This is a genomic window from Paenibacillus sp. UNC451MF (assembly GCF_000686845.1).
GTDB lineage: Bacteria > Bacillota > Bacilli > Paenibacillales > NBRC-103111 > Paenibacillus_S.
Genome location: NZ_JMLS01000001.1, coordinates 486,700 through 512,880 on the forward strand (window position 1 = coordinate 486,700; position 26,181 = coordinate 512,880).

The 26,181-nt window shown below is 47.9% G+C and carries 24 protein-coding genes; 18 read left to right on the plus strand and 6 right to left on the minus strand.

Annotated features, from left to right (window positions below; genetic code table 11):
• Positions 1–136: 136 nt before the first annotated feature.
• Positions 137–832, minus strand: coding sequence for a FadR/GntR family transcriptional regulator (locus BP97_RS0102100; protein WP_231506186.1), 696 nt, complete (start codon positions 830–832; stop codon positions 137–139).
• Positions 833–1,055: 223 nt separating this feature from the next.
• Here BP97_RS0102100 and BP97_RS0102105 point away from each other — a divergent pair, with 223 nt between their 5' ends.
• From BP97_RS0102105 to BP97_RS0102120, 4 genes are all read left to right on the plus strand, one after another.
• Positions 1,056–2,561, plus strand: a complete 1,506-nt coding sequence (locus BP97_RS0102105) for an FAD-binding oxidoreductase (protein ID WP_028547627.1) — start codon at positions 1,056–1,058, stop codon at positions 2,559–2,561.
• A 1-nt stretch (position 2,562) separates the two neighbouring features.
• Positions 2,563–3,975 carry a (Fe-S)-binding protein gene (locus BP97_RS0102110; protein WP_081823874.1) on the plus strand — a complete coding sequence of 471 codons (1,413 nt, stop codon included), beginning with the start codon at positions 2,563–2,565 and terminating at the stop codon, positions 3,973–3,975.
• Between the two features lie 334 nt (positions 3,976–4,309).
• Positions 4,310–5,446 carry a DNA sulfur modification protein DndB gene (locus BP97_RS0102115; protein WP_028547629.1) on the plus strand — a complete coding sequence of 379 codons (1,137 nt, stop codon included), beginning with the start codon at positions 4,310–4,312 and terminating at the stop codon, positions 5,444–5,446.
• A complete protein-coding gene (locus tag BP97_RS0102120; protein WP_028547630.1) occupies positions 5,446–6,624 on the plus strand; it encodes a DNA sulfur modification protein DndB in 1,179 nt (392 codons plus the stop codon). The genes BP97_RS0102115 and BP97_RS0102120 overlap by 1 nt, the downstream gene beginning before the upstream one ends.
• Before the next feature lie 84 nt (positions 6,625–6,708).
• Here BP97_RS0102120 and BP97_RS0102125 read toward each other — a convergent pair whose 3' ends face one another.
• On the minus strand, positions 6,709–7,701 hold the full coding sequence (locus BP97_RS0102125; RefSeq protein ID WP_028547631.1) for a formylglycine-generating enzyme family protein: 993 nt from the start codon (positions 7,699–7,701) through the stop codon (positions 6,709–6,711).
• Positions 7,702–7,767: 66 nt separating this feature from the next.
• Entirely contained in the window at positions 7,768–8,979 is a 1,212-nt protein-coding gene (locus BP97_RS0102130) for an ROK family protein (RefSeq protein ID WP_028547632.1), read from the minus strand.
• A gap of 241 nt (positions 8,980–9,220) precedes the next feature.
• On the opposite strand from BP97_RS0102130, the gene BP97_RS0102140 reads away from it, so the two are divergent.
• From BP97_RS0102140 to BP97_RS0102170, 7 genes are all read left to right on the plus strand, one after another.
• Positions 9,221–9,961: a class I SAM-dependent methyltransferase gene (locus tag BP97_RS0102140; protein WP_028547633.1), complete on the plus strand. Its 741-nt coding sequence runs from the start codon at positions 9,221–9,223 to the stop codon at positions 9,959–9,961.
• Positions 9,962–9,971: 10 nt separating this feature from the next.
• Complete coding sequence (locus tag BP97_RS0102145; protein ID WP_028547634.1) at positions 9,972–10,943, plus strand: MBL fold metallo-hydrolase; 972 nt, start codon at positions 9,972–9,974, stop codon at positions 10,941–10,943.
• Between the two features lie 223 nt (positions 10,944–11,166).
• Positions 11,167–12,810: a spore germination protein gene (locus BP97_RS0102150; protein ID WP_028547635.1), complete on the plus strand. Its 1,644-nt coding sequence runs from the start codon at positions 11,167–11,169 to the stop codon at positions 12,808–12,810.
• Positions 12,811–12,813: 3 nt separating this feature from the next.
• Positions 12,814–13,932, plus strand: coding sequence for a GerAB/ArcD/ProY family transporter (locus BP97_RS0102155; protein WP_028547636.1), 1,119 nt, complete (start codon positions 12,814–12,816; stop codon positions 13,930–13,932).
• Complete coding sequence (locus BP97_RS0102160) at positions 13,901–15,142, plus strand: Ger(x)C family spore germination protein (protein WP_231506187.1); 1,242 nt, start codon at positions 13,901–13,903, stop codon at positions 15,140–15,142. The genes BP97_RS0102155 and BP97_RS0102160 overlap by 32 nt, the downstream gene beginning before the upstream one ends.
• Positions 15,143–15,185: 43 nt before the next feature.
• Positions 15,186–15,383 (plus strand): CLC_0170 family protein, encoded by a 198-nt coding sequence (locus BP97_RS0102165; protein ID WP_028547638.1) that lies wholly within the window; start codon positions 15,186–15,188, stop codon positions 15,381–15,383.
• A 72-nt stretch (positions 15,384–15,455) separates the two neighbouring features.
• On the plus strand, positions 15,456–16,388 hold the full coding sequence (locus BP97_RS0102170) for a Ger(x)C family spore germination C-terminal domain-containing protein (protein ID WP_028547639.1): 933 nt from the start codon (positions 15,456–15,458) through the stop codon (positions 16,386–16,388).
• A 69-nt stretch (positions 16,389–16,457) separates the two neighbouring features.
• On the opposite strand, the gene BP97_RS34945 is transcribed toward BP97_RS0102170, so the two are convergent.
• Together BP97_RS34945 and BP97_RS34950 are read right to left on the minus strand one after the other, a co-directional pair.
• On the minus strand, positions 16,458–16,997 hold the full coding sequence (locus BP97_RS34945; RefSeq protein WP_036745319.1) for a phosphatidylglycerophosphatase A family protein: 540 nt from the start codon (positions 16,995–16,997) through the stop codon (positions 16,458–16,460).
• Positions 16,998–17,032: 35 nt separating this feature from the next.
• Positions 17,033–17,917: a sensor domain-containing diguanylate cyclase gene (locus BP97_RS34950; RefSeq protein WP_051620283.1), complete on the minus strand. Its 885-nt coding sequence runs from the start codon at positions 17,915–17,917 to the stop codon at positions 17,033–17,035.
• A gap of 217 nt (positions 17,918–18,134) precedes the next feature.
• On the opposite strand from BP97_RS34950, the gene BP97_RS0102185 reads away from it, so the two are divergent.
• From BP97_RS0102185 to BP97_RS0102195, 3 genes are all read left to right on the plus strand, one after another.
• On the plus strand, positions 18,135–19,184 hold the full coding sequence (locus tag BP97_RS0102185; protein WP_028547640.1) for a GerMN domain-containing protein: 1,050 nt from the start codon (positions 18,135–18,137) through the stop codon (positions 19,182–19,184).
• Between the two features lie 222 nt (positions 19,185–19,406).
• Entirely contained in the window at positions 19,407–20,171 is a 765-nt protein-coding gene (rph, locus tag BP97_RS0102190) for a ribonuclease PH (RefSeq protein WP_028547641.1), read from the plus strand.
• Positions 20,152–20,775: an XTP/dITP diphosphatase gene (locus tag BP97_RS0102195; protein ID WP_028547642.1), complete on the plus strand. Its 624-nt coding sequence runs from the start codon at positions 20,152–20,154 to the stop codon at positions 20,773–20,775. The genes rph and BP97_RS0102195 overlap by 20 nt, the downstream gene beginning before the upstream one ends.
• A 105-nt stretch (positions 20,776–20,880) precedes the next feature.
• Here the strand turns inward: BP97_RS0102195 and asnB are convergent, their stop codons facing one another.
• Positions 20,881–22,725, minus strand: a complete 1,845-nt coding sequence (asnB, locus tag BP97_RS0102200; protein WP_028547643.1) for an asparagine synthase (glutamine-hydrolyzing) — start codon at positions 22,723–22,725, stop codon at positions 20,881–20,883.
• A gap of 248 nt (positions 22,726–22,973) precedes the next feature.
• On the opposite strand from asnB, the gene BP97_RS40900 reads away from it, so the two are divergent.
• The 4 genes from BP97_RS40900 to BP97_RS34955 all read left to right on the plus strand — a co-directional run bounded on the left by BP97_RS40900 (position 22,974) and on the right by BP97_RS34955 (position 26,179).
• A complete protein-coding gene (locus BP97_RS40900; RefSeq protein ID WP_156043117.1) occupies positions 22,974–23,126 on the plus strand; it encodes a hypothetical protein in 153 nt (50 codons plus the stop codon).
• The gene (locus BP97_RS0102210) at positions 23,123–23,467 is read left to right on the plus strand and encodes a hypothetical protein (protein ID WP_028547644.1); all 345 of its coding nucleotides are present in this window, start codon (positions 23,123–23,125) and stop codon (positions 23,465–23,467) included. The genes BP97_RS40900 and BP97_RS0102210 overlap by 4 nt, the downstream gene beginning before the upstream one ends.
• Before the next feature lie 193 nt (positions 23,468–23,660).
• Positions 23,661–24,743: a GerAB/ArcD/ProY family transporter gene (locus BP97_RS0102215; RefSeq protein WP_156043118.1), complete on the plus strand. Its 1,083-nt coding sequence runs from the start codon at positions 23,661–23,663 to the stop codon at positions 24,741–24,743.
• Positions 24,743–26,179: a spore germination protein gene (locus tag BP97_RS34955; RefSeq protein ID WP_051620284.1), complete on the plus strand. Its 1,437-nt coding sequence runs from the start codon at positions 24,743–24,745 to the stop codon at positions 26,177–26,179. The genes BP97_RS0102215 and BP97_RS34955 overlap by 1 nt, the downstream gene beginning before the upstream one ends.
• The last annotated feature ends 2 nt before the right edge of the window (positions 26,180–26,181 follow it).

Sequence of the window (26,181 nt, forward strand, 5' to 3'; positions counted from 1 at the left end):
TATTTAGGATATGTATCAGCTCATCAACTAACTACAATTTATATTATTATTTATTTATTATATTTAGTCAACAAAAAAGTTTAGAATATAGGCGAAAAGCCCCACTGAAGTCCCTAAGGAGGACAAACGCAAACCGTCAGCGGGAAAGGTTATTGAAGCGCTCCAGTACTTGTTCTACTTTTTTGAGATGCATAGCCATTCGTTCTTTGGCCTTAGTCGCGTCGCGCTCCTGTACGGCAGCTACAATAAGATGATGCTCCTCCGAGAGCCTGCCCGTTTCACTTTGATCCGCAAATAACCAAAGCCGGCGGCTATCCCGCATAACGGTTCCCATAGAAGAAAACAACGAGGCCAAGGTTCCTTTGAGCAGGGGGTTTCCAGACGCATCGGCCAGAGTGGTATGCAAGCGAATATCTGCCTGCTCCAGCGCTTCCTCGTCATCTAGAACTGCCATTTCACTTAATATTTTAAATAACTCTGCGATATGCTGTTCGGAACGGCGATTTGCAGCGAGTGCGGCGCTTTCCGTCTCCAGTATAAATCGAAGCTCAAGCCAAGCCCTCAGCTGATGAATGTCGCTGATTTCGGGCGCTTGCCACAAGGGAGCTGGAGAGCTGGTTTGCAGCACGAAGGTGCCGCCTCCATGACGTACGTCAACCCAGCCGTGCGCTTTGAGCGACATTAACGCTTCTCGAATCGTCGAACGGCCTACACGGAAATTAACGGCCAGCTGTTCTACGGATGGAAGACGGGAACCAACAGGGTAGTCACCCTGAATAATTTGTTCTCTAATGGCATCCGCAACGACTTCATATGCTTTTTGAATGATCACTTCAGGCACATCCTTTGTCAATAAATAAAGATTTGAATTAAACCATGAGGCTAGGGTGGCATGCTAGAAATATAAGTGAAATGAGGACCCACAATCAATTGGACTCCGAGTATTATTATTGACACACTATGAAAGCGGATTCTATAATAAAGTCATCAGATGACCTGATTAAAATTATAAATGATTTATTTACAATAAACAATAATGCGGGAGGTTACACCCAATGCTAGAACAATCCGCTCGAGAGCAATTGCAGGCCATTGTGGGGCCACGTTGGTTTAAGGACGATAACGAATCACTTGTTTCTTACAGCTATGATGCAACTCCGTTATATCAATCGCTTCCGGATGGCGTTATTTTTCCATCGACTACGGCGGAAGTGTCGGCTGCGATGAAAGTATGCGCACAGCACAAAATCCCCGTTATTGCCAGAGGAGCCGGCAGTAATCTTTGCGGGGGCGTCGTACCCATTCAAGGTGGGCTCGTTATGGTTATGACGAGAATGAACCGATTGATTGAGATCGATCAGGACAATTTGACGGCTACGTTCCAAACCGGTCTGAATACGAAGCAGTTCCATACTGCGGTGGAGGCTACAGGATTATTTTATCCTCCCGATCCAAGCAGCATGATCATTTGTACGATGGGGGGCAATATAGCACTTGGTGCTGGCGGTTTGCGAGGATTGAAATACGGGACAACCAAGGACTATGTCATTGGCTTAGAAGCCGTGCTGGCCAACGGGGACATACTTCGTACAGGAGGCAAGCTGGTTAAGGATGTGGCCGGTTATGATTTAACTCGTCTGCTGGTTGGATCTGGAGGAACGCTGGCTATTATTACTGAGGCGACTGTGAAGCTCGTGCCTAAACCGGTATTTCGTCGGTCTATGGTTGCTATCTATAGTGACTTGTCTTCTGCAGCAAGGTCGGTATCGCAAATCGTGGCCAACCGGATTACTCCATGCACCTTGGAATTCATGGACCGTGCAACGATCCGTGTCGTGGAGGATTTCGCCCGCATTGGCCTGCCTGTCGATGCGGAAGCAATACTAGCTATCGAGCAGGACGGGGATGAGAGCTTGGTAGAGCGCGATCTGTTGCTGATCGAGACGATATGCCGGCAGGAAGGGGCTATCGAGGTGAAAGTAGCTTCTACGGCTGAGGAAGGCGCCAAGGTTATGGAGGCTCGGCGAAGCGCATTAGCAGCGCTATCGCGTTTGCGACCTACAACCATACTTGAGGATGCGACTGTCCCCCGTTCGAAAATTGCCGAGATGGTACTGGAGGTGCAGCGCATTGCAGAGAAATATAATGTGCAAATATGTACCTTCGGACATGCGGGCGATGGGAATTTGCATCCTACGGCAATGACCGATGCGCGCGATAAGGAAGAAATTCATCGGGTGGAGAAGGCATTTGAGGAAATATTCGAAGCGGCTATTCGAATGGGCGGCACGATAACCGGAGAGCATGGGGTCGGTATGGTGAAGGCGCCTTATCTGGAATGGAAGGTCGGCGCTTCCGGAATTGACATCATGAAACGGCTGAAGGAAGCCTTTGACCCGGATCAGCTGCTGAACCCAGGGAAGCTGTTCGCTGAGACACGAAAGCGGATTGTCTATAAAGATTCGTCTCATGAAAGTGAGCCGGATAGAGCCAAGCAAGAGGCGGGCATAGAGAAGCCTGAAGATCCATCTATGGAGCTGTCCGGTCAGGAGGAGGTGTGATATGGCGATGACGGAACAACAAGCCTCGCAGCAGCATAAGCTCGCGGAAAGGTTGAAGCTTACTCTAGACACCAACCAGCTGACGAACTGTATGCGCTGCGGTTTTTGCCAGACGGCCTGTCCGACGTTTAACGAAACGGGACTCGAAGCCGCCTCTCCAAGAGGACGCATTGCTTTGATGAAAGCCGTGTCCGACGGTTTCATGGAGCCTGACCGTCAGTTCAAGGAGCAAATGGATTTATGTCTGGGCTGCCGAGCTTGTGAGCCTGCCTGTCCGTCGGATGTGAAATATGGACAGCTCATTGAGCAGGCACGGGAGTCCATTGCGGCGGAAGCGGAATTTCCGTGGCATGTCAAAGCGATACGGACGCTCTTCATGGAGCGGCTATTCCCCAATCATAACCGGATGCGAATGCTTGGAGGGATGCTGAAGCTGTATCAGCGCTCCGGCTTGCAGAAGCTGACGCAGCAGAGCGGGGTTATGCGCCTGTTTCCGGAGCATATGAGGCAGATGGAGTCCATTCTGCCGGAAGGCTCCTCCGATGGGGTTATTCGTGCCTGGGAGAAGCTTGGCCTCCCGGCAGCTTGGGAAACGACTAGCAGCGGCAATAGCCGCATGCTGGTCATTCCCCCTGCCGGTGGTGTCAAACGCGCGCGCGTCGGTCTCTTCCGCGGCTGCATCATGGATGTGCTGTTCACGTCGACGAACGTGAACACGATCAAGCTGCTCCGCGAGGCAGGCTTCGAGGTCGTCATACCGACCTCGCAAACTTGCTGCGGAGCGCTGCACGCCCACGCGGGCGAGACGGCGTCGGCACGCCGCCTCGCCCGCGAGAACATCGACGCCTTCCGCGAAGCGGGCGTCGACTACGTGGCGAGCAACGCCGGCGGCTGCGGCGCGAGCCTGAAGGAATACGACCACCTGCTTGCAGCAGAGGAGTCGTATTCCACGATGGCGGGCGAGTTTGCCCGCCAGGTCAAGGACATCGCCGAGCTGCTCGTCGATGAGGGGCTTCCGCTGCCGCTTCAGTCCGCGGGGCAGGATACTTCTAGGGTGGTCACGTATCAGGATTCGTGCCACCTGCGCAATGTCATGCGGGTGCAGCAGCAGCCCCGCACCCTGTTGCAATCGGTCCCGGGTGTCCGATTGAATGAAATGACGGGAGCGGACCGGTGCTGCGGCTCGGCGGGTATCTACAATTTGACACAGCCGCAAATGTCAGCGGATGTGCTGGATTCCAAGATGGAGCACGTAGAATGTACGAACGCACAGTATATCATCACCGCTAACCCCGGCTGCCTGCTTCAAATGAAGTGGGGCATCGAGCGGGCGGGACTTGGGGATCAGATGAAGGCCGTCCATCTTGTCGACTTTTTAGCGGATTCCATGGATCGTGGCGAGAGTCGAGAGTGATTGATGATGGGAGGTGGGGTATCCCCTGGAGGAGCAATAACAACAGTGGGCAGAAAGGGGTACCCTACCGGAGCATTAAGTATAAATCTGAAGCATCAAGGGTTTCTCATCAATCAGAGCTTACCAATCCGGTAAGCTTTTTTCGCGTTTTCCAATAAGTCAAGAGGCTTGTATCAGAATATCGGGCGTTAATCGCGAATAACTTTTAGTAAATGAGTAAGATTCTACCTAAATACTGAATGTTTCATGATATTTCGGTGTATAATGGAACTATATGAACCTATTATAGTAATATATATCTATAGCAATAAGCCTATTGAAGGAGGAAGAACGAATGGATCCCATTTCATCTCTGTCGGAGCTTCTGGCGGAGCAAAAAGCATCATCTTACATCGAGATTCCTGGCGTAGTTTCCAGAACGTTCGGGCAAACGACATTGTCCACAACGCTGCCAATGAGCAAGCTGTTTTCCATTTATGAAGTGGATTTGGAAGTGCAGCGCGCCATTGTTCCGCAAAATTTATCCAAGCTGATGGACTACATCATGCTGTACTTGGATCATCAGCAGGGCATTTATTTTCCGGGCATTATTCTTTCGGCAAGAGGTGCGGGAGAATATGATGCAGATCAGCAAGTATATCGACTGCAGGCGATTGAGAAGCTGTATGTCGTAGACGGGCAGCATCGTCTGGCTGCATTCCGCCGGATTATGGAAACGCTGCAAAGCAACATGGCTCGCGCCAAAGATCGTAGAGAATACGATCGAATGGAAGAAATAACAGATAAGCTGAGCAAGCTGTACACCTTCCCGATGTCCACGATGATTTATCTGGATATTAATGCGCGTCAGGAACGCCAGCTGTTCTCCGACATCAACAAGCTTCCTCGCAAGATCGGTGGCAACCTCGCCGTATTGCGTGAGCAGCGGAGATTTTACCATGTATTGGCGTCGCATATTGCAGCTCAAGCGCCTGCTATGAAACAAATTTCCGTCGATATGTTCACGGAGCGGGGGAAAGGTCCGGAATTTCTATTCTCGTACCACTTGCTGGTTGAGATACTTTGCGGCCTGTTTGAGGGTCGTCTGAAATCGGCAGCCCGCAATAACGGCTATTACTTTGAGGATAGTGACATCGAGGAGCATTTGAAGCTTGCTTCCTATTACTTTGATGTCATGCTGCGCTATTTGCCAGAGCCTGAGAAGGGTGAGCTGTGCTGGACAGAAAATCTGCAAATTGCCATGGCGCTCTTCTTCCATGACGAAGTAACCAAAACGGGAACTTTCAACAAATATGCGTTGGAATATACCATGAAAATATTGCCGCACATCGATTGGAATGCGATCTACGTAGGGGACGAGAAAGATCGGCTGCCTAGACGTTCGCGTATCATGAAAGCTTACCAATACATTAAAGATTTCTATCAGGAGCATCACGTGTTCTTGATTCGCGATAAGGAGGACGTCGGCTAATGGATGGACTTTGCCTTAAAATGACGATTCACCCGTTTTGCGAAAAATTCGGGCTGGCTACTGTACCTATTCAAGTGCAGGATTTGTTAAATTACACGACAATCGATCCAATGGTTCAACGTAAGCTGAGCGCAGGCCAACGCCGCAAAATTTCCAATTATTTGCAAGAGCGGGAATTGGACCGCGTATTTTTCGGACCTGTTACACTATCCTTGCGTGAAGTAAGCTCACTGGCCAAAACGGACAAAGGTTTATTCCTTCGCCCTGGATCAAAGCTGAGCATTCTGGATGGCCAACACCGGATTCTTGCACTTGGCTATGTAAACGAGCAGCTGCTCAAAGAAGTACGCAGCCATGAGAAGAAGGCCGCCGCACTGAAAATCAAGCAGCGCCGCTTGCCTGATAGCGAAGAAGTAAAACAGGAGCTAGAACAAATGGAAGGGCTCGTGGAGCAAATTGAACGCCGCCGTCTGGAATTGGTGGAAAGCGAGCTTGCCGTACAAATTTATATCGGCTTGAGTGAAGAAGAAGAGAAGCAGCTGTTCGGCGATATCAACTCCAAGGTTCAGCTGGTTAGTAAAGAGCTGGGTCACTCGTTCGACAGTATCGATCCGCTTAATCTCGTCATTCAACAGGTCGTTGACCATAACGTGTTCCTTAAAGGTGCGGGCGTTGAACGCCGGGCGAACCTGACATCGTATAATAAAAATTTCACCTCGTTCAGCTGGCTGTATTCTACAGCAACGATGCTGTTTACAGGTAAAATGCAGCCGTCTTACGAAATGGCTCGCAAAATACGTCAGGACCCGTCCGCGTATATTGAAATCCTTCACCAATACTTCAGCACCTTGCTGCCGTTAATGCCGGAACAGCCAGGCTTGCCGCAACACACCTCGGCGAGTCGTGCGATGCAGGAAAGTATTGCTTTGTATGCACATGGGCATCTGTTTGCTGATGGGAAGTATACGAAAAATTGGACGTCCTGTCTCAGTATATTTGAAGGTTTCGACTGGTCCCATGAGAATGAACAGTTAATTGAACGTTTCGGGACCTTGGATAACGGTAAGCTGAATCTGATCCATGAGAAGTCTCTTCGTAAGCACGGTAAGCTAGTACAGCTGTTCCGTGAGCTGCACGGAGAACCTGTCGATGCTGGGGATGAAGCATCTACTGCGTAGTAGAGTGAATTAAATGAGAAATCCGTGAAGAAACATAAACCGTTTCTTCACGGATTTTTTTGTGCACGATGGAAGGAGTCGGATCTATTTGGCGTCAGCCGCACAGCGGAAGCCCATATTTCCAGCCGAGCTATCTGGTGTATTGGAGCTGCGTGCTGCCACACGATACCGATTGCAATACGACTTATGGCATAAATACGAGCCCCCGCGCATGACACGGGATGTCCCTTTTTCCGGACCAAGCGGGTTGTTTTGAGTCCCGGTAAGATGCCATGTCGGGCTGAACCAATCCGAGCACCATTCCCATACGTTTCCTGCCACATTGTACAAACCATACCCGTTCGGTTCGAAGGAACGTACCGGGGCTGTACCGGCATAGCCGTCGCTCATATTGTTTTTGTCAGGGAATTTACCTTGCCAAATGTTGCACATATGCTCCGTTCCAGGCTTGAGAAGGTCTCCCCATGGATACCGTTTTTGCTCCAGACCGCCTCTTGCCGCATATTCCCATTCGGCTTCGGTCAGCAGTCGTTTGCCTGCCCAACGGCAATAGGCTTGAGCGTCGTTCCAAGAAACATGAATGACTGGGTGGTCCATGCGGTCCTCAACGGATGAATCCGGTCCTTCCGGATGGGCCCAATATGCCCCTTCGACGTTCCACCACCAAGGGGTGCGCTGTACGACATGCTTCACATTAGCTGCCGTTTGTTCGGAGACGAACAAGTGGAACACGAACGACCAGCCGAACGTTTCGGCTTCGGTCTTGTATCCGGTTTCCTCGACAAACCGTGCAAATTCAGCGTTGGTGACGGTGTAGGGGTCAACATAGAATGGTGCAACAGTTACAGAGCGAACAGGACCTTCTCCATCTTGAGGGAATCCTTCTTGGTCATCCGTTCCCATGAGAAATGTACCGCCGGCTAAATAGATCATGCCTTCTCGCGGATTGCTGTTCGATGTGAGACTATCTTCTTTTCCAGCTTTATTCTTCAAGCTATCCAAGGAAATTGTTTGCTTGGTTGTCTCCAATTCGGATCGGCTTGTGGAGCAGCAGGATGGCTTGGATGTTTCGGTCATTGGGTTGTCCTCCTAAAAGTTTTTGTGAAGCAAAAACTAGCATCGAAAGCATACGCTTAGAGTTTTTTACTGTTCCGTCAGTTGATTAATAACCATAATGGCAGCGCCGGTAACGAGCGCTTCTTCACCCAAATGGCCAAGGCTGAAAACCACTTGATAAGCTGGATAATAGTACGTATTACGGATAGCAACACGGGTTGCTATTTGAAAGAAGCTGGGGTCACTGCTAATGAGAGAGCCGCCAAGAATCACTTTCTCTGGATGCAAAATATTGATCAGGTTAGACAAGCCGATCCCGAAATAGGTAGCGGCTTGAGAGAAGATTTCCACTGTTAGCGGATCATGCTCTTTAAGCCCATGCAGCAGATGAAGAAAATGAATTTTCTCCGGATCGTTCTCCTTCAAGCGCAGAGAGCTCTCCCTTCCTTGCTTTAACCTTGACTGAGCCTGCTGCTCCAATGCATGAATGGAGGCAAAGGACTGCAGACTGCCGTAGTTGCCGTGGTCATCGATGCGTGGACCGTCGGTTTGGATGATCATCTGACCGATGGAGCCTTCCATATCGACTGCCCCATAAACGACTTTGCCATTTGACATCATGGCCGAACGTATACCGACCCCTACATGGACATACAGCAGATGCCGGTAGTCACGATTGCGGTCTGACCATGATTCCCCCATAATGGCTGTGTTTGCCCCGTTATCCAGCAGTACGGGAAACCCTAAACGCTGCTGCAAATAACCGCATACTTCCACGTTGCGCCATCCAGGTGCGGAGAAGTATAAGGGCTCCAGAATCATTCCCGATGACCGATCGAGTGGACCGACCGCTCCAATCCCCATACCGAGCACATGATCGGCTGAAATGCTATGGTCAAGCATCATACGAGCCGCTGCGTCAGAGATTTCCGTGAGAAGGCGGGAAGGGGTCATGGTCTCATCCATGACCCAGCTCTGAACGCTTAGCTTGTTCATATGCAAATCGCAAAGAATCAGCTTGGAATTCATCCGTGAGATGTCCAGACCAAATACGTAGGCAGCTTGGGGATTGGTTTCATATAAAATTGGACGACGCCCGCCTGTCGATTCTCCGAATCCGGCTTCAAGCAGCCAGCCATGTACTGTCAATTCCTCTAAAGTGCGGGTTAGTGTGCTGCCCGTCATTTGGCTTTGCTCCAGCAGCTCAATTTTGGAAACGGTGCCCTGCCTGCGGATTCGTTCGTAAATCTCTTTATGCTTGCGGCTGCCGATCCTTTCCTGAATAGGTAACAAGCTCATCGCTAACCTCCAACAAACCGAAATAGACCATGACTTTCTATAAGCATAAATTATACACCAGTTGAAAGGGCTTAACCATAGGAGATGCTCTTTGGGCGGCGGCTTTTCCTTAACTGGGAACAAACCGGATTGTGACATCCTCATCAAGTTTGGTAAAATAGGAATAATGCGGTTCGGATTGATGACATTCCAGGGATTACCGCAATGGCTTTAAGCAAGTGGAAGGAGACAGGAGAACAACATGTCAGATTGGTATCGAAAAAGCTTCGGCGACGATTATTTATTAGTATACAAGCACCGTGACTTGGAGGGAGCATACAACGAGGTTAAACGGATGATCGAATGGCTCCAGCTGTCCAAGGGGGCCAAAGTACTCGATCTTTGCTGTGGGATGGGGCGTCATTCTATGGCGCTGCGGGATTTTGGCTATACGGTGACGGGAGTCGATCTGTCCGGGGTTTTATTGATGGAAGCAAATAAGCTGAATGTAAACAAAGAAGTGCGTTTCCTGCAGGGGGATATGCGGGATGTGCCGTTGACAGAGCCTTTTGATGCGGTCGTGAATTTGTTTACTTCGTTCGGATATTTCGAGCATGATGAAGAAAATGAAAGAGTGCTGCGGGAGATGTACCGACTGCTTGCACCTGAGGGAAAAGGGAAATTTATTATCGATTTTATGAATCCGGATTTCGTTAAACAGCATTTGGTGCCGTTCTCTTCCCGCAAGGAAGGCAGCCTTACCATCGAGGAGACTCGAAAAATTGAAGATGGTTTTGTAAGAAAAACAATCGTTGTGAAAGACCCCGGAGGCGAGGAAAGAACTTATTTGGAGCAGGTTAAGCTCTATGGACTCGAACCATTCCAGGAAATGCTCGAACGTTCCGGTTTGGAAGTAACCCATGTTTACGGAGATTACAACGCGGCGGATTATGACCGTAACGAATCCAAAAGAATGATATTCGTCGGGCATAGAAAAGGGTAGGGACGCTTAGATGAGCTTATACACGACACACAACGATACGTACATCCAAGTGAAGGTGCCGCTTCCTTTTCCTCTGCGTTGGGTAAACAGTTATCTGATTCGCGGAAATGACGGCTATACACTAATAGATCCGGGTTTACATACGGAAGCAGCTGTTCAATGCTGGGAGTCCGTGATGCTGGAGCTGAAGATAGATTATCGAGATATCGAACAAATCGTTCTTACCCACCATCATCCGGATCACTACGGACTTGCAGGCTGGTTTCAGGAGCGCTCGGGAGCTCCGGTGTGCATATCTTCTGTAGGTTATGACCAGGTCCGGTTGCTTTGGGGGGATGGCCAGCCTATGACCGAGACTCTGCTCTCTTTGTTTGCCGGCAATGGAATGCCTCAGGAGATGCTTGAGCCAATGAAGGAGAATCTGGATACCTTCATTGAGATGGTTTCTCCTCAACCAGAGGTGACTTTCATTTCAATGGGCGAGCCCTTTCGTCTTGGAGATATGACGTATGAAACGGTGCATACACCAGGTCATGCTTTAGGGCATGTTTGCTTTTACCATGCAGACACCAAAGCAATGATTTGCGGTGACCACGTGCTCCCGCAAATATCCCCGAACGTCAGTTATTTGCCCGGTATTGATGAGAATCCGCTTGCCAGCTTTATACAAAGCTTGGAGCATATGCTTCGATACGAGGTAGACTGGGCTTATCCCGGTCATCGTGAGCCATTCCAGACCTGGACTAAACGTACGGAGGAGCTGATCAAGCATCATGAGCACCGTCTCGAGCAGATGCGCAGTCAATTGGAAGTCCCGTTGACGGCATACCAAGTCTGCAAAGCGACCTTCGGTGATCGTTTGTCGCTGCATCAGCTGCGATTTGCATTATCCGAGACTTTAGCGCATTTGATTTATTTGAATCAGTCAGAGCGGGTACTGCGGTCCGAGAAGGATGGAAGGATCCTTTTTCAATCTAAATAATAAAGGTTAGCTAAGAATTACAGTGTATAAGAGCATTCTTACCTGGATACAGGTGAGGGTGCTTTTTTTGTGCGGTTGCACATACCAACGAAGCTTGAAGCATGTGTTCTATGCAGTACGAAAAATGTCGATGTTTGTACCCTGATTGAAGTGGAAATAATTGTTTCTATACTTCCGTCTTCTATTTTAAGACGAACAACAAGAGCTGTAAGGAGGCGAGACTGTGTCCATATTAAAGTGGTTCAAGCCCAATAAGCAAGCAAATCATCACACGGCTCAAGGGACTGCTTCCCAGGAACCGGCTGAGGATAAGAAGCAGAAGGCATCCATTAACGGCAATATGGAGGATGCGCTTCGGTATATTAATAGTATTTTGGGTGAGAATGATGATTTTTTAGTTCGACGTTTTCATGTGTTCGGTCATTATAAAGCGGTAATGCTATATTTTTCCAATATGATAAACCAAAATACGGTGAACACGGATATTTTGAAGCCGTTGATGTATGTACCGGTCCATCTGGAGAATAAATCGATCGAATTAAATCAGCTTAAGGACGTTTTGATTAACGATGCCATGTATCATAGCGAAGGAAAGCTGGAAAGCAATCTGTATAAATTAGTGGACGGATTGGTACGGGGGGAAACGGTCGTTGTAGTCGATGGACTGGACGAAGCCTTATTAATCGGGACACGAAATATTGATAAAAGATCCATCGATCAGCCAGCCACAGAAATGGTCATTCGCGGACCTCGGGAAGGCTTCATCGAGCTCTTGGGCACGAACATCGCTCTTATTCGCTACCGGCTACAATCGCCTGATTTTCGAATGCACACGATGGAGATCGGGAAAAGAACGAGATCCAAGGTCGCCGTTTGCTTCATGGATGGGATTACGAATCCAGAGCTGTTGCAGGAAGTGAAGAAAAGGCTGTCCAAGATCGATACCAGCTCTGTTCTTGATTCAGGGGTATTGGAGCAGTATATCGAGGACAATCACCTTTCCCCTTTTCCACAAGTCCAGTATACGGAAAGGCCGGATAAAGTCGTCTCTAATCTTCTGGAAGGCAGAGTAGCAATACTTGTCGACGGTTCCCCTTTGGCTCTGGTAGTGCCGACCGTCTTCAGCCAACTGTATCAAACGGTAGAGGATTACAATGAACGATTTCTTCTGATGAGCTCAATCCGTATGGCAAGGCTGGTCGCTCTAGTACTTTCTTTAATTTTTCCATCCTTATATGTAGCGGTCATTTCTTTTAATCCCGAGCTGATTCCAACCGAATTCGCGGTGGCGGTAGCCGGGGGGCGTTCAGGTGTTCCGTTTCCGGCTATCGTCGAAGTGTTAATCATTGAAATCTCCATGGAGGTGCTGAGGGAAGCAACCATCCGGCTGCCACAGCAGGTAGGTGGAGCTTTATCTATTGTAGGAGTGCTAGTCATTGGACAAGCGGCGGTTTCTGCTGGATTCTCAAGTCCTATTACCGTCGTCATTATCGCTTTGACAACGATCGGTTCTTTTGCTACTCCTGCCTATAATGCTGCTCTGGCTTTGCGACTGCTGCGCTTTCCTCTCATCATTATGGCTGGGCTATTCGGATTGTACGGAATCATGATCGGCTTGATTCTTATTGCGAATCATCTTCTATCATTGAAATCGTTCGGAGTTCCTTACTTGAGCCCGTTAGTGCCGGGCAACTTTAACGGAATGAAGGATTTATTGTTCCGAAGCCCACTTTGGTGGTTTAAGAATAGACCATCGATGCTGCAAACGATAGATGATACAAGGACAGCTCCAGGTGTGATTGATGAACTTAAGCAAACCAACGAGAACGTATTGGACCCAGTGCATGCTAAAAAGAAGGAGCGATGACCTATGTTCTATCGTCAGATCACGATGATACAAGCGACGACGATTCTAGTGAGCACGATCATTGGGGTGGGAATTCTTCCCTTGCCCTTGTTCGCCGTTCGCGAAGCTGGCTCCGGGGCTCCTATGGTCACTTTGCTGGGGGCCATAGTCGCTTTTTTGGGATTATGGCTCATTACACTTCTCGGAATTCGTTTCCCGAACCAATCTATTGTGGAATACAGCAAGGACATTATAGGGAAATGGCCAGCTGCCCTGGGAAGTGCCTTGATCATTGTTTTCTTTGCCATACTAACTTCACTGACTGCTCGTGAATTCGGCGAGGTGGTCATCACGGCCGTTTTGAAACGAACCCCCTTGGAAGTGACGGTTCTTGTCATGCTCCTGCTTGCAGCGATTTCTACACGCCATGACATGAGAACCTTTGCCTATATTCACAACTTCTATTTTCCTATCCTGCTTATTCCAGCCCTTTTGATCGTTGCGCTATCCTTGAAAAATGCGGATGCGATCAATCTTCAGCCTATTTACGGTAATCTTACTGGTAAAGTTGTTTCTAGTATTTTTACTGTTGCAGCTTTATTCCAAGGCTCCTTTATTATGACAATCGTCATACCGTCCATGCGCCGCGCCAAGTTGGCCATGAAATCCAGTATATGGGCTATGATCATATCCGGCGTGCTGTACATCACGATTGTAGTGGCGACGATAGGAGTATTCGGCGCTGAGGAGACCAAGCTGCTTCTTTGGCCGACCTTGGAGCTGGCAAAGACAACTTCATTGCCAGCCAATATTTTGGAACGGCTGGATGCGGCATTTTTGGCCGTATGGGTAACGGCGGTATTTACAACCTTGTTTTCAAGCTACTATCTGACAATTCGTTCTTTAAGCAACTTATTCCGGCTGCGCGATCATAATATGTTTTCTTATTTCCTGCTGCCGTTTGTTTTCATCCTAGCGATGCTGCCTGAAAATATTTTGCAAATGTACGAAATCATCCAAGATATTAGCCGAATCGGCCTCTTGGTTACGATTGTCTATCCTGGATTGCTGCTCATTGTAGCTCTCATCCGCAAGAAGAGAGGGGATCAGGTTGAAGACGGTTCAATGGATAAGAACGGTTAAGCTGTCTCTGGTCCTGCTTTTTCTTGTCCCCTTTCTCACTGCCTGCTGGGATCGTTTGGAGATTGAAGATCGAGCCATCGTATTGGGGATATCTGTTGATGCGGCCGATGAGAGCGCCTCGCAGGAAGAAGCACAGGTTTCTCATATGCGAGGTAAGTTTCCTGCGCCGGAGAAAGGAATGATTCGGGTTGCTGCGCAAATTGCTTTGCCGGGTAAAATTCCGCTTGGACCAGGGGAGTCGGGGGCAGGGGGAAAGGGTGGTGCTGAAGAGACCGTTTGGGTGATTGATGTGGTGGGTCATACTATTGATGATGCGATCATGAACTTGCAGCAGCAGCTTTCTGCCAAGCTATTCTTCGGGCATTTGCGCATTATTGTAGTTTCCGATTCTTTTGCTAGAACAGGATTGCAGAATCTGAACGATTATTTCCGCCGCAACACGGAGGTGCGCCGGACAGCTTGGATGATGGTTTCCAAAGGGAATGCAGAGGAACTGATGAGGGCAGCACCGAAGCTGGAGCGTGTTCCGTCATTGTATTTGTTGTCTACCTTAGATGGAGCGGTAAAACAAGGGAAATTTCCTACTGATTTTGTTGGAATTTTCTGGAGCAATGGATCCAAAAAAGGGCAAGAAGCTTTTTTGCCCTATATTGAATTGATGAAAGCAGAGAATGTGGAGCTGAAAGGCTTGGCTTATTTTAAAAACGACAAATTGGAAGAAGTGACTGAGCCGTTTGAAATTGCAGCTTATATGGGGATCAAGGGCATGAATCCGGCAGGATATCGTGCTTTTATTCGGTTGGACAATAAGCCCTCGAAGACGGTGACCGTTTTTGCGACCAACCGCAAATCCAAGATCAAGGTCAATATTGTAGACGGTATCCCACACGTTCATGTATCTGTTTTCACAGAAATCAATCTCGAAGAGAAGCTGAACGAGGGGCTAATTACGAATAATTCCGCCATATTAAAAAAAATTGAGGAAGAGAACCGGAAATCCTTCCATAAAGTCATGGACGGATTAGTCAAAAAAACGCAAAAAAGCGGTTCCGATATTTTCGGCTTTGGAGAGTATGTACGAGCTAAAGAGCCCAAATTTTGGAATGAGCATGTTAAAACCAGAGAAAAATGGCAGCAGATGTACAAGGATATTGTTGTAGATATCGAAGTTTTAACCAAAATAAGAAGAGTCGGAATGAAGGCCAGATAATAGGGCATACGGCGAAATTTAGAGTGTTCGAGGGGGATTGCAAATGATTGGAGCCTATTCAAGCTATCTAACTTATGCTGTCCCTCTATTGTTAATTACAGGCCTCTTCATCTTGTTTATCGATGTCAAAGGGTATGAAATGGAATCGTGGATCAGTGAGTCTAAGACGGCTAGACTGCTTGGGTGGATCAACGTTATTTTGGGCCTTTTGTTGATTGGAGTCAATTGGTGGTTTCAATAATCGAATCATGCGCTTCATGAATCGGGACGCGTGCCGTGCTGATCGATTCAACTGATCAAGGAGGAACTCCACATGTTGGCAATGAATAAAGTTTGGCTTATTTTTTGGGCTGCAGGTTTACTGCTGTCCGGCTGTACAGCTGATCGGCAAATGGAGAAGGTCACTACAATGACGGCAGAGGATATGCTCTCACCGGTGTTGGCCATTGATATTACAGATCAAGGAGTAATGAAAATAAGCGGGCTTCAAGGAGTTCAGCCTTTTGCTGTGACGGAGGAGAAGCAAGTGGTGCTGCTTGGAGAGGCGTTCGTTGCCCGCAACGGATTGCCGCTCGGCGGAAGAAGGCTCTCTCAAGAGCTGAGCCAATCGAATAAGCAGCCGATCATTGCTTTAGTGAATGGAACGGCGGAAGCTTTGCTAGCACAATCCTCAACATTGGAGCAATGGATGCCTGAATTGCGGCGTGCTGACGCCGAGTTGAATTCCTTTCATCGTTATCGGGAAAACAGACTTCGAGATAGGTTTGTCCCATTTGTACTTTCTTCCGGTTCATCGGGAAAAATGGTCATCCAGACCGCTGTGATGCGTGGCGATAAGCCATCAGTAGTTTTGAATCAAGAGGATATACAACTGCTATCCTGCATCGACGGGCACAAAAGGATAAGTGGCTTGCCAATGGAGGGAGCTAACGGGAGCACAACAATTGTAAATTGTCGTACACAATGGAGTGGGAATGGCGATCTGAAATCTCCCTCTATAAAGGCGGTAGTCACAGTATCCATGGACGGGAACCAAAGTATGGATGCGAAGAGCAAAGCCGCGGCCGAAGGAGTGTTGGAACAGCAGCTTGCAAGAGTAATCCGGCAGCTCCAAGATCAACACATCGATCCTTTAGATATAGGTCAAGTTATTCGCTCGCAATATAGGGGTGTTTGGACGACGGATCGATGGCGTTCCGCATTTTCACGGGCAGAGGTTCACATAGATGTGCGATTGAATGTATAGATTTTGGAATTCAATAAGGCAGGCCTAAGGGAGGTCGGATTACGACTCGGCTTAGGTCTGCCTTAGCTATTATTGCTCTTCTTCGCAATCGTTACGGTATTGCTGTGCTTCTTTCTCGGCTTGTTTGCGGTGAGCGATCCTGCTGCTTGCAGCGGCAGCGATTGCTCCAACAATGTCATCTAGGAACGTATGCTTATGAGGTCCATTTTTATCATTCAGCATTTTTAGAATGCCAGGCTTTAACTTGTCTACATAGCCGAAATTCGTAAATCCAATACTTCCATACACATTGACAATCGATAGGGCAAGCACCTCGTCACAGCCGTATAGTCCCTCATCGTTCTCTATCATTTCCTGGAGAGGCCCGAACAGCTTGCCTTCTTCTGCCAGTACGTCCAACTGAATGCCTGTCAGTATAGCGTTCTGAACTTCACGTTTCTCTATGACTCGCTCTACACTCTCTATACACTGGTCTATGGTCAAACAAGGGAAGTACTCCTTTTGCAGGAAAAACGTCAATTCCGCGATATCCTTCAAACTAACTCCGCGCTTCGTTAACCATTCCTTGGCAGCGGCGGCAACTTTTTGCGAGTCGAGATTATATGGCATGTTTGGAGTCCTCCTTTGGCACTTAAAAGTTAGGGTTAAAACTGAAAGTAGTTTTTGCCTTGTTGTTTCGCTTGATACATGGCTGCATCTGCGCGGTGGAGCAAGGTGCTCTCGTCGAAGCCGTCCTGAGGGAACATAGCTGCGCCCATGCTGCATGTAATAAATATTTCATGCTGCTGAATATAGAACCGTTGGTTGATAGCTTGGTGGATACGATTAGCTATATTGGCGATATCTTGTTTGGTCGCGCACTGCTGAAGCAGAATAACGAATTCATCACCTCCTAACCTGCAAATCGTATCGGGATCGCGGACGCAATGAGCCAGTCGGGAGGCAACTTTACACAAGAGCTCGTCTCCAACGGCATGCCCATATTGATCATTAATGGATTTGAAATCATCGAGATCCATGTAGAGCACAGTTAGCTGACTCTTATACCTCTTGGCATGCAATAAGCTTTGCGTATATCGATCTTGAAACAAGCGGCGGTTCGGCAGACCTGTCAACACGTCGTAGTATGCCAATTGGGTCAATTCTTTCTCCATAACCTTGTATTTATGGATGTCTCTGGCGATAATTCCGACAAGAACGGGCTGTCCATCTTCATAAAGCATGCACGCCTTGCCTTCCACCCAAACATAAGTTCCATCGGGAAGGAGGTAGCGGTACTCCAGGATAAAAGGGATATGCTCCCGAACGAGCCGATAAAAAGCTTGTCCGAATGCAGCCTTATCCATGTCGCTTATGTATTGATCGAATCGGAAGCTTGGAAGTTTAAGGGGATGGACGCCTAGCAGCTTGTGGAATGCCGGAGACATATAAGCTGTGGCTCCATCGAGCTGTATTAACTGGATCCATTCGTTGTTTTGTTCCGCTAAATATTTAAAAACCGTTTCATTCACCATGCAGCCGATATCCATCGACATCACCTCTTAAATGGGGAGATCCTTATCCGAACTAGGGCTTAGTTATACCATGGCTGATAAGTACTATTTTAGCACATAGAGATGCATCATTCACTAATGCTATTGTTCCTTGAATTAGGACAAATTGTTGTCATAAAACTTGTCTACTCCTCGTATAGTGGGATTAAAGAGACAAGGACAAACAACCCTTATTTCCAAGGAGGAATCATCCATGAAACAGTACAAATGGACACAGTGGGCGGCAGTAGGAAGCATTGTAGTGCTGCTCACCTCGGGCTGCTCGGTTTTGGGAACGAAGGAACATTCACAGTCGATCGATCCTCCGCCTACCGGAGCCGATGCCAGCGCTACGACGGCCAAGCCAGTTACAGCGCCGGTCATTCAAAACCCTATGCCTGTAACCGTATATGCTAAGGACGGGAACGGACTGGTAGCGCCTGTTTCTCTGAACGTGGAGAAGTCGGTAGAAGTAGCCAAGAAGGCGTTGGAGGCTATGGTGGATGGCGGACGCTCCGCAACCCAGCTGCCTGCCGGATTTACCCCGCTTATTTCGAAAGGAACACAGGTTAAAGGCATCGATATTGTTAAAGATCAGAAGCTCGCTATCGTCGATTTTTCCAATGCATTTACGAATTACAATGTACAAGACGAGCGTAAAATATTAGAAGCTATCACCTGGACTTTAACGGGCTTCCCATCCGTTGAAAAGGTACAGATTCGCGTAGAAGGGAAAGAACTGAAGGAAATGCCCGAAGGCGGAACGCCGATGGATGAGCCGTTAACTAGGTCAATGGGGATTAACCTTGAAAAACCGGAGGATGTGGAATATGGTCAGTCCACTCCGGTAACGCTCTATTTCCTTGGTCAGAACCAAGACAACTATAAGTATTATGTCCCGGTAACCCGTCTTGTCAAACGAACGGATAATATCGCACAAGCCGTGGTTGAGCAGCTGATAGCAGGACCGGACAGTAAAAAAGGTCTTGCAGGTGTTATGACGCCAGGCGCTGAGCTCAAGCAGGTAAAAAAGGCTGACGATGTAATTACCGTTGATTTTTCCGACAAAGTATTGGGACCTGATAAAAAAGCTCCAGCTGAGGCGCTGAAATCGGTCGTATTATCCTTAACCGAGAATACTGGCTTAGCAACAAAGGTTCAAATCACCGTTAATGGAGACAGCAAGATTAGCACTACCGACAATAATCAAAGCTACAGTAAACCGGTACTTCGTCCATCGACAGTCAATCCGCAAAAAATGTAGCAATCAAAGAAGGGGGCTCGATAGCCCTCTTCTTTTGCACATACTTGAGGTAAATGAGGGTTGTCATTGGAACTCAATGAGCCACTCTGGTACAATGGTGGATGTCAGAAATCCCGGAAGCTAAGAATGTGCCGGATAAACGGTATCGAATCGGATATTTCGGGCAGATTCGCATTACTTTTAGGGGAATTGCAAATAGCATGAAGGAGGCAGTATATCTGTATGAGAAGCGACGGGAGACAAACGAACCAAACACGTCCTGTTACCATTACAACCCATTATAATAAACATGCCGAAGGCTCGGTGTTGATTGAGGTCGGTGACACAAAAGTCATTTGTACGGCAACCGTCGAAGAGAGAGTGCCGCCTTTTATGAAAGGTCAAGGTAAGGGCTGGGTAACTGCGGAATATTCCATGCTGCCCCGCGCGACACAAGTGCGCAATCAGAGAGAAGCTGCCAAAGGTAAACTCGGTGGAAGAACGATGGAGATACAACGTTTGATCGGTCGAGCTCTTCGTTCCGTAGTGAACCTGGAAGCATTGGGCGAAAGATCGATTACGCTGGATTGCGACGTTATTCAAGCCGATGGCGGAACACGTACAACGTCCATCACCGGATCTTTCATTGCTATGGCTTTTGCCATTGATAAAATTGCAAGAGAGAAGCATTTGCAGAAATATCCGATTAACGATTTCCTTGGCTCTGTCAGCGTAGGGGTTGTTAACGGCCAACCGTGCCTCGATTTGAATTATGAGGAAGACTCCAAAGCCAAAGTGGACATGAATGTTGTTATGACGGGTCTAGGCAAGTTCGTTGAGGTTCAAGGAACGGGAGAAGAAGCTCCGTTCACTCGCCAAGAGCTGGATGAGCTCCTTGCACTGGCTGAAGGCGGAATCCAATCCATGATACAGGAGCAAACTGTGGCACTCGGTCCGGAAATATCCGAAAGGATAAGGAGAGCGGCACATGCAGAATCTCGGGTCTGAGATCGTTGTCGCCACCCGCAATGCCGGTAAGGTTAAGGAATTTGAACCGCTATTCCGGCAAAAAGGCATTGCAGTAAAAAGCTTGCTGGACTACGAGGATATTCCTGATATTGTGGAGGATGGAGATACTTTCGCTGCAAATGCATTAATAAAGGCACGTGCAGTCGCTTTACAATTAGGAGTTCCAGCAATTGCGGACGATTCAGGCTTGTGCGTCGACCGGTTGAACGGCGAGCCCGGCGTTTATTCAGCCCGCTATGCGGGTGAACCGGCGAACGACGAAGCTAACAACCGTAAGCTGCTTGAGGAGCTATCCAAGCTGCCTGCTCATGAAAGTCAGTCCGATACGCTGAGCCCAGCTCGTTTCGTATCGGCTATTTGCTTCGTTGATGCCGAAGGACGGATTATCAGCGAAATTGAAGGGTATTGCGAGGGGGAGATCCTATCAGCTCCGCGAGGCGATCATGGATTCGGATATGATCCGCTATTTTACATACCGGCAATGAATAAATCGATGGCTGAGCTTTCCTTGCGGCAAAAAAATGAAATCAGTCATCGCGGCAAAGCAATACAAGCATTATGGGATGATCTGGATAAAGGGTAGCAGAAAAAAAGCGGGTACCGTTCCTGCATCAGATGCAAGAACGAGAACCGCTCCTTTTTGTCATTCTTTTCACCCAATAGGGTGTATGAAAGGATCTATATTACTTTATCGAACGGATACTTTATAATGGCGAAGCCATGTGTCTACTTGCGCTAAATAAGCAAACAATTGGGGACCGGTCATCAGTTGGCCGAACCAAGGGAGATTAAATTGGCTAGCGTCACCTTCAGCCAAAGCACGAATTTTGGGAGCGTCAATGAATTGAAGGAGCGGTGAGCTGGAATCGTCCAATATGTCCAATACCCACTTTTGCACAGCGGCTAAATAGCTAGGATTGTGGGTTTTGGGGTAAGGGCTCTTTTTGCGGGTCAACACATCCTCAGGCAGGACGCCGCGCAGCGCTCTGCGCAGTATTCCTTTTTCGCGATCCCCGGATGTTTTGATTTCCCATGGGACATTCCAGACGTACTCTACCAATCGATGATCGCAGAACGGAACACGGACTTCAAGTCCAACCGCCATGCTCATTCGGTCTTTACGGTCGAGCAAGGTCGGCATAAAGCGGGTAATATTAAGATAAGACATTTCCCGCATCCGGTTTTGCTGTTGGTCTTCGCCTGCGAGCCGCGGCACCTCTGAGAGTGCTTGACGATACCTTTCCTGTACATATTGCTCGGGCTTCACCCAGTTGACCAAGTCAGGTGATAGCAGATTCACACGATCCTTAGTGGCAAGTGACCATGGAAATGTGTTGGCATTAAGTGCTTCCGAACGGTGAAACCAAGGATAACCGCCAAAAATTTCGTCAGCTGCTTCACCAGAAATAGCGACCGTGGCGTCTTTCTTGATTTCGCGGCAAAACAAGTACAAGGAGCCGTCGACATCAGCCATGCCTGGCAGGTCGCGTGCATAGACGACCGTCTTCAAAGCTTCTACTAGCTCCGGTGTATCGAATTCGATAAAATGGTGCTCGCTGCCAAGAAATTCGGTCATCCGCTGAATCCAGGGGGCATCGGAGTTTGGTTGAAAGACATTGGCCTTGAAATGCTTGTCGTTATCTACATAATCGATGGAATAAGTATGAATTATACCTAGATTATGCTCACGGTAATGGTTGGCCGCGAAGGTTGTCAAAGCGCTCGAGTCGAGACCTCCCGAAAGCAGTGTGCATATGGGAACGTCAGAGGCAAGCTGCCGCTCTACGGTATCCTTGAGTAATTCATGTATCCGTTCTGCCGTAGTATCAACATCGTCTTCATGAGGCTTGCTTTCAAGCTTCCAATAGGTACGGATCTGCATTCCGCTGCGGTCTACGGTCATGCAATGTCCAGGCTTCAATTCAAACATGTTGCAGTAGACCCCGTGTCCGGGAGTACGCGCCGGGCCGACAGCGAAAATTTCGGCGAGTCCTTCGCCGCTGATTTGAGCGGGAAAGTCCGGATGTGATAAAATCGCTTTAGGTTCGGACCCAAACAGCAGGCGTCCGTTCGAATAAGAATAGAAAAGAGGCTTCACGCCAAGTCTATCCCGTACTAGATATAACGATTGTTCGAGCGAATTCCATACGCCAAAGGCAAATATGCCGTTCAATCGATCAACGCATGCGCGTCCCCACTCGATGTAGGAGACGAGAAGCACTTCTGTATCGCAAGTAGTGTAGAACGTATGACCTCGTTGCTCCAGCTCCTTTTTGAGCTCAGGGGCGTTGTACAGCTCGCCATTATATACGATGGAATACGTATTTTCACCGTATTTACGGACCATGGGCTGAGCACCGTTAGCCGGGTCCATGACGCTCAGGCGTCGATGTCCGAGTGCGCAGTGCTGCGTGATCCAAGTACCGGAGGCGTCAGGACCTCTATTCGTCATTGTATCCGTCAACTGTTCCAGAATAGACGGATACTGAGTCAAGTCTTTTTGCCAATCAATCCATCCCGTTATTCCGCACATGGCCTTTCATCCTCTCCTGTTGTTTCTGTTCTACAAAATGACAAGCATTTCGACAGCGACAGTATGATGCTAAAGGTTATGCTAGGCAGGAGCATAAAATGTCTGTCCTCCATAGAGGAAAAGATAGACAAAAATGAAAATACCGTTTACACTATGCGTTAGCGGTCCAATACAAGAGTCGATGCAAGATGAATAGAACAAGAGCGATTATCCCACTCTAACCATAAGGCGGTTGGGAAGGGAAGAAGATGTATCAAGCGACGCTTCTGTTTATCTTCTTGGCCAAAATGGCCTTTTGCGGTGCTGACGGATATCGGGCTAAGGATGATTTAACTCAAAGTTGCCGGAAAGCTGTAAAGCCTACCGAACCGATCAAGAAGAAGAGGTGGTCTACGTTATGAAGAAGACGAAGTTATCCAAAGAACAAACCCAATACAAAGAGGCCAAAGAGCACTTTGAGAGAGTGAACGAGGCATTTCAAAATAAGCTGGCTACCGTTCAACTGCTTAGCGTCGTTAACCAGGAGAAGGTAGAGGAACTGATCGAGCAGACAGGTCTACATACAGCACTGAACCAATTGGGCGCTGCAGAGAAGGCGTTGCTTGAATGGTCCCACGAAGCAATCCAAAGTGAAAAAGACTATCTGCAAAACAAGGATGCGGTGGACAAGATGTACGCGTTCATCGATCAGGATCCAAATATCAAAGCTAAACTAATTCAAGCGGCAATGAAAATTTATTAATACATCGTCAGCGCCATAGCAGCGGAAGGGGATTTTCCCTTTCGCTGTTTTTTTATTTGCAAGAAAGGGGACCGGATCTAATAAAGGGAGGATTCAGTTACTATATCAAGCTATGGATGGATTATGAAAAAGTATTCAGGGCATGCTACATGGCAGACATCCTAGTCACCATTTTGAGGTTGAGGTGAGAAGCTTGACCAAGTCCATCAATATTATACAAATCATTATGATCATTATGGCATCGGTAGGACTTTTTGATCATGTCATTCTCATTCCGGTTATTTTGGATATTGCGGGCAGGGATGCATGGATATCTACTGTCTTTACAGCTTTGCCATTCATGGTATGGATCTTGATTATTTACTGGATTATGAAGCGCAGTGGTCAACAGCCTCTGCTTGAATGGGTTCAGGAGACAGCAGGCCGTTCAGTATCGCTTATTCTAAGGATTAGTTTCATTATTTGCTACATGTTTGTTGTATTGATTACTGTGAAAGATACCGTAACATGGGCAGCATCCTCCTATTTGCCGGAAACGCCGATGATCCTTTTATCCTTACTGCTGGTATGTCTTTGCTATTTCTCCGCACGTTCCGGAATCAATTCTATTGCAATCACGGCAGGAATTTTACTGCCCTTCATCGTCATACTGGGCTTTTTCGTGATGAGCGCCAATATCCCGAACAAAGATTATTCCAGGCTGCTGCCAGTCATGGAATACGGGGTGGAGCCTCTCTTGCGAGGGATGATTTACGCTGGCTCCGGCTTCTCGGAATTGTTCGTCATTCTGATGTTTCAACACCATATTTCGCACAAAATGAGATGGTGGCAGTTGGTCCTATTGGGCTTCATTATTACCATATTAACCTTGGGTCCGATAACGGGCTCTATCGCTGAGTTCGGTCCTGTTGAATCGGCCAAGCACCGATATCCGGCATTTGAGCAGTGGAGGTTGGTCGTTATTCATCAATATATCGAAAGGGTCGATTTTTTTTCTATTTACCAATGGTTTGCCGGAGCTTTTGTCCGAGTATCGCTGTCCATGTACATATTGGGAGAGCTTAGTCCGTTTAAGGGAAAGACGAACAAATCCATCTTTCTTATGCTGCTATCCGTTGTAATCCTATTTATCACGAATCTTCCCATCGGAGACATTGTCTTTTATGACTGGTTGAAATATATTTACCTGCCGTATTCCTTGGTTGCCTATCTACTGTTGACTTGCATATTGTGCGTCGTTGCTTTCATGACGAAGAAGAGGAGGTTATCCGCCTAATGGATTGGAGCGAGGAGAAGCTTCGCGAGCTATTTTTTCGTTGCGATGATGTGAACATTCTTTTGTCGAAAGAACAAAACATTCTGCGTGTATTTTGTGAAGGCTTATGCAGCAACGTTATGCTGAAAGAGCTTGTAATGCATGGAGAAGAAGGCGGAAAGCATAAAACAGAGCACAAGCAGAGCAAGGAGCAGCTGGGAGATGGACTGTTGCTTCAGCGGTTTGCCGATAATCCAACAGAGCAAGATATCATGGATCAGGTGTTTAGGGGGAATCTTGTCGTATTTGAGCTTGACAAGGGTGATCTGTATCATGTAGAAACCTCCAACCGCCCTGAACGCAGTCCTGAAGAATCAAGCACGGAGCTTACGGTATACGGACCCAGAGATAGCTTCGTAGAGCAGGTAACGACCAACGTAGCTTTAATACGCAAACGAATTCGATCCAACACGCTGAGCTGTGAGAACTTTACGATAGGTTCTCGGAGCAGGACAGAGGTATCCCTCTTGTATTTAAACGATGTTCTCAATGAATCCATTGCCGAGGATATCCGCAGCAAGCTGAAGGGTTTGAATGTAGATGCGGTTTTTAATATGGAAGAGCTGAAGAACCTGCTGATTAAGCCTGGGCTCGGTTTCTTTCCTCTCGTAAATATTACGACTAGGACGGACATGGTTGTCAACAGTCTCATGAGGGGGCGCTTCGTCATCCTTATGGATGGGAATCCGACGGCAATGGTAGCTCCGGTGAATATCTCCTACATGATGGCAGTTGCCGAAGATGCGCACACTCCGATACTTCTGGTATATATCGAAAGAATGATGCGAAGGATGGGGCTAGTTATGACTGTCTTGCTCCCCGGGTTTTGGGTAGCATTGACGGCCTATCATCAGGACCAAATTCCATTTCCTTTGCTTGCCACGGTAGCGATCTCCACAGCAGGAACACCACTTTCAGGCCCAATGGAAATTTTGCTTATGCTGCTTCTGTTCCAATTTTTTTTGGAGGCGGGAAGTCGTCTTCCCTCCGCATTGGGGCCTTCCGTATCCGTAGTTGGCGGCTTGATCATCGGGGACGCTATTATTAAAGCGGGCTTGACTTCACCGGCTACGCTTGTGGTAGCTGCCGTCTCGGCTACGGCTCAATTCACCATAGTCAATGGCCTTTTCGGTCTTTCCGTCGGGGTCATTCGACTCTATATTTTTTTTCTCTCTTCGTTTTTCGGGTTGTTCGGATTTTTTACTGCCGCCTTTTCCGTCTTAATATATTTGTCGAACCTGAAGTCGTTTGGCGTTCCTTATCTGGCCCCCTATGCACCGTTTAACTGGAAGGACCTGCGCTATGTCCTGTTTCACTTTCCGCGGGGCAAGCGGCAGAAACCGCCACGTCTGCTGCATACTCAAGGTAATCCGCCCAAACGTTCCGGAGGAGAGTAATC

What these genes read in the sequence shown, in the direction of transcription:
- BP97_RS40900 (WP_156043117.1), top strand. Translation starts at nt 22,974, where the DNA reads ATGTATCAAGCGACGCTTCTGTTTATCTTCTTGGCCAAAATGGCCTTT.
- BP97_RS34950 (WP_051620283.1), bottom strand. Translation starts at nt 17,917, where the DNA reads ATGGATATCGGCTGCATGGTGAATGAAACGGTTTTTAAATATTTAGCG.
- BP97_RS0102210 (WP_028547644.1), top strand. Translation starts at nt 23,123, where the DNA reads ATGAAGAAGACGAAGTTATCCAAAGAACAAACCCAATACAAAGAGGCC.
- BP97_RS0102115 (WP_028547629.1), top strand. Translation starts at nt 4,310, where the DNA reads ATGGATCCCATTTCATCTCTGTCGGAGCTTCTGGCGGAGCAAAAAGCA.
- BP97_RS0102130 (WP_028547632.1), bottom strand. Translation starts at nt 8,979, where the DNA reads ATGAGCTTGTTACCTATTCAGGAAAGGATCGGCAGCCGCAAGCATAAA.
- BP97_RS0102145 (WP_028547634.1), top strand. Translation starts at nt 9,972, where the DNA reads ATGAGCTTATACACGACACACAACGATACGTACATCCAAGTGAAGGTG.
- BP97_RS0102120 (WP_028547630.1), top strand. Translation starts at nt 5,446, where the DNA reads ATGGATGGACTTTGCCTTAAAATGACGATTCACCCGTTTTGCGAAAAA.
- rph (WP_028547641.1), top strand. Translation starts at nt 19,407, where the DNA reads ATGAGAAGCGACGGGAGACAAACGAACCAAACACGTCCTGTTACCATT.
- BP97_RS0102125 (WP_028547631.1), bottom strand. Translation starts at nt 7,701, where the DNA reads ATGACCGAAACATCCAAGCCATCCTGCTGCTCCACAAGCCGATCCGAA.
- BP97_RS0102140 (WP_028547633.1), top strand. Translation starts at nt 9,221, where the DNA reads ATGTCAGATTGGTATCGAAAAAGCTTCGGCGACGATTATTTATTAGTA.
- BP97_RS0102185 (WP_028547640.1), top strand. Translation starts at nt 18,135, where the DNA reads ATGAAACAGTACAAATGGACACAGTGGGCGGCAGTAGGAAGCATTGTA.
- asnB (WP_028547643.1), bottom strand. Translation starts at nt 22,725, where the DNA reads ATGTGCGGAATAACGGGATGGATTGATTGGCAAAAAGACTTGACTCAG.
- BP97_RS0102105 (WP_028547627.1), top strand. Translation starts at nt 1,056, where the DNA reads ATGCTAGAACAATCCGCTCGAGAGCAATTGCAGGCCATTGTGGGGCCA.
- BP97_RS0102155 (WP_028547636.1), top strand. Translation starts at nt 12,814, where the DNA reads ATGTTCTATCGTCAGATCACGATGATACAAGCGACGACGATTCTAGTG.
- BP97_RS34945 (WP_036745319.1), bottom strand. Translation starts at nt 16,997, where the DNA reads ATGCCATATAATCTCGACTCGCAAAAAGTTGCCGCCGCTGCCAAGGAA.
- BP97_RS34955 (WP_051620284.1), top strand. Translation starts at nt 24,743, where the DNA reads ATGGATTGGAGCGAGGAGAAGCTTCGCGAGCTATTTTTTCGTTGCGAT.
- BP97_RS0102110 (WP_081823874.1), top strand. Translation starts at nt 2,563, where the DNA reads ATGGCGATGACGGAACAACAAGCCTCGCAGCAGCATAAGCTCGCGGAA.
- BP97_RS0102195 (WP_028547642.1), top strand. Translation starts at nt 20,152, where the DNA reads ATGCAGAATCTCGGGTCTGAGATCGTTGTCGCCACCCGCAATGCCGGT.
- BP97_RS0102170 (WP_028547639.1), top strand. Translation starts at nt 15,456, where the DNA reads ATGTTGGCAATGAATAAAGTTTGGCTTATTTTTTGGGCTGCAGGTTTA.
- BP97_RS0102165 (WP_028547638.1), top strand. Translation starts at nt 15,186, where the DNA reads ATGATTGGAGCCTATTCAAGCTATCTAACTTATGCTGTCCCTCTATTG.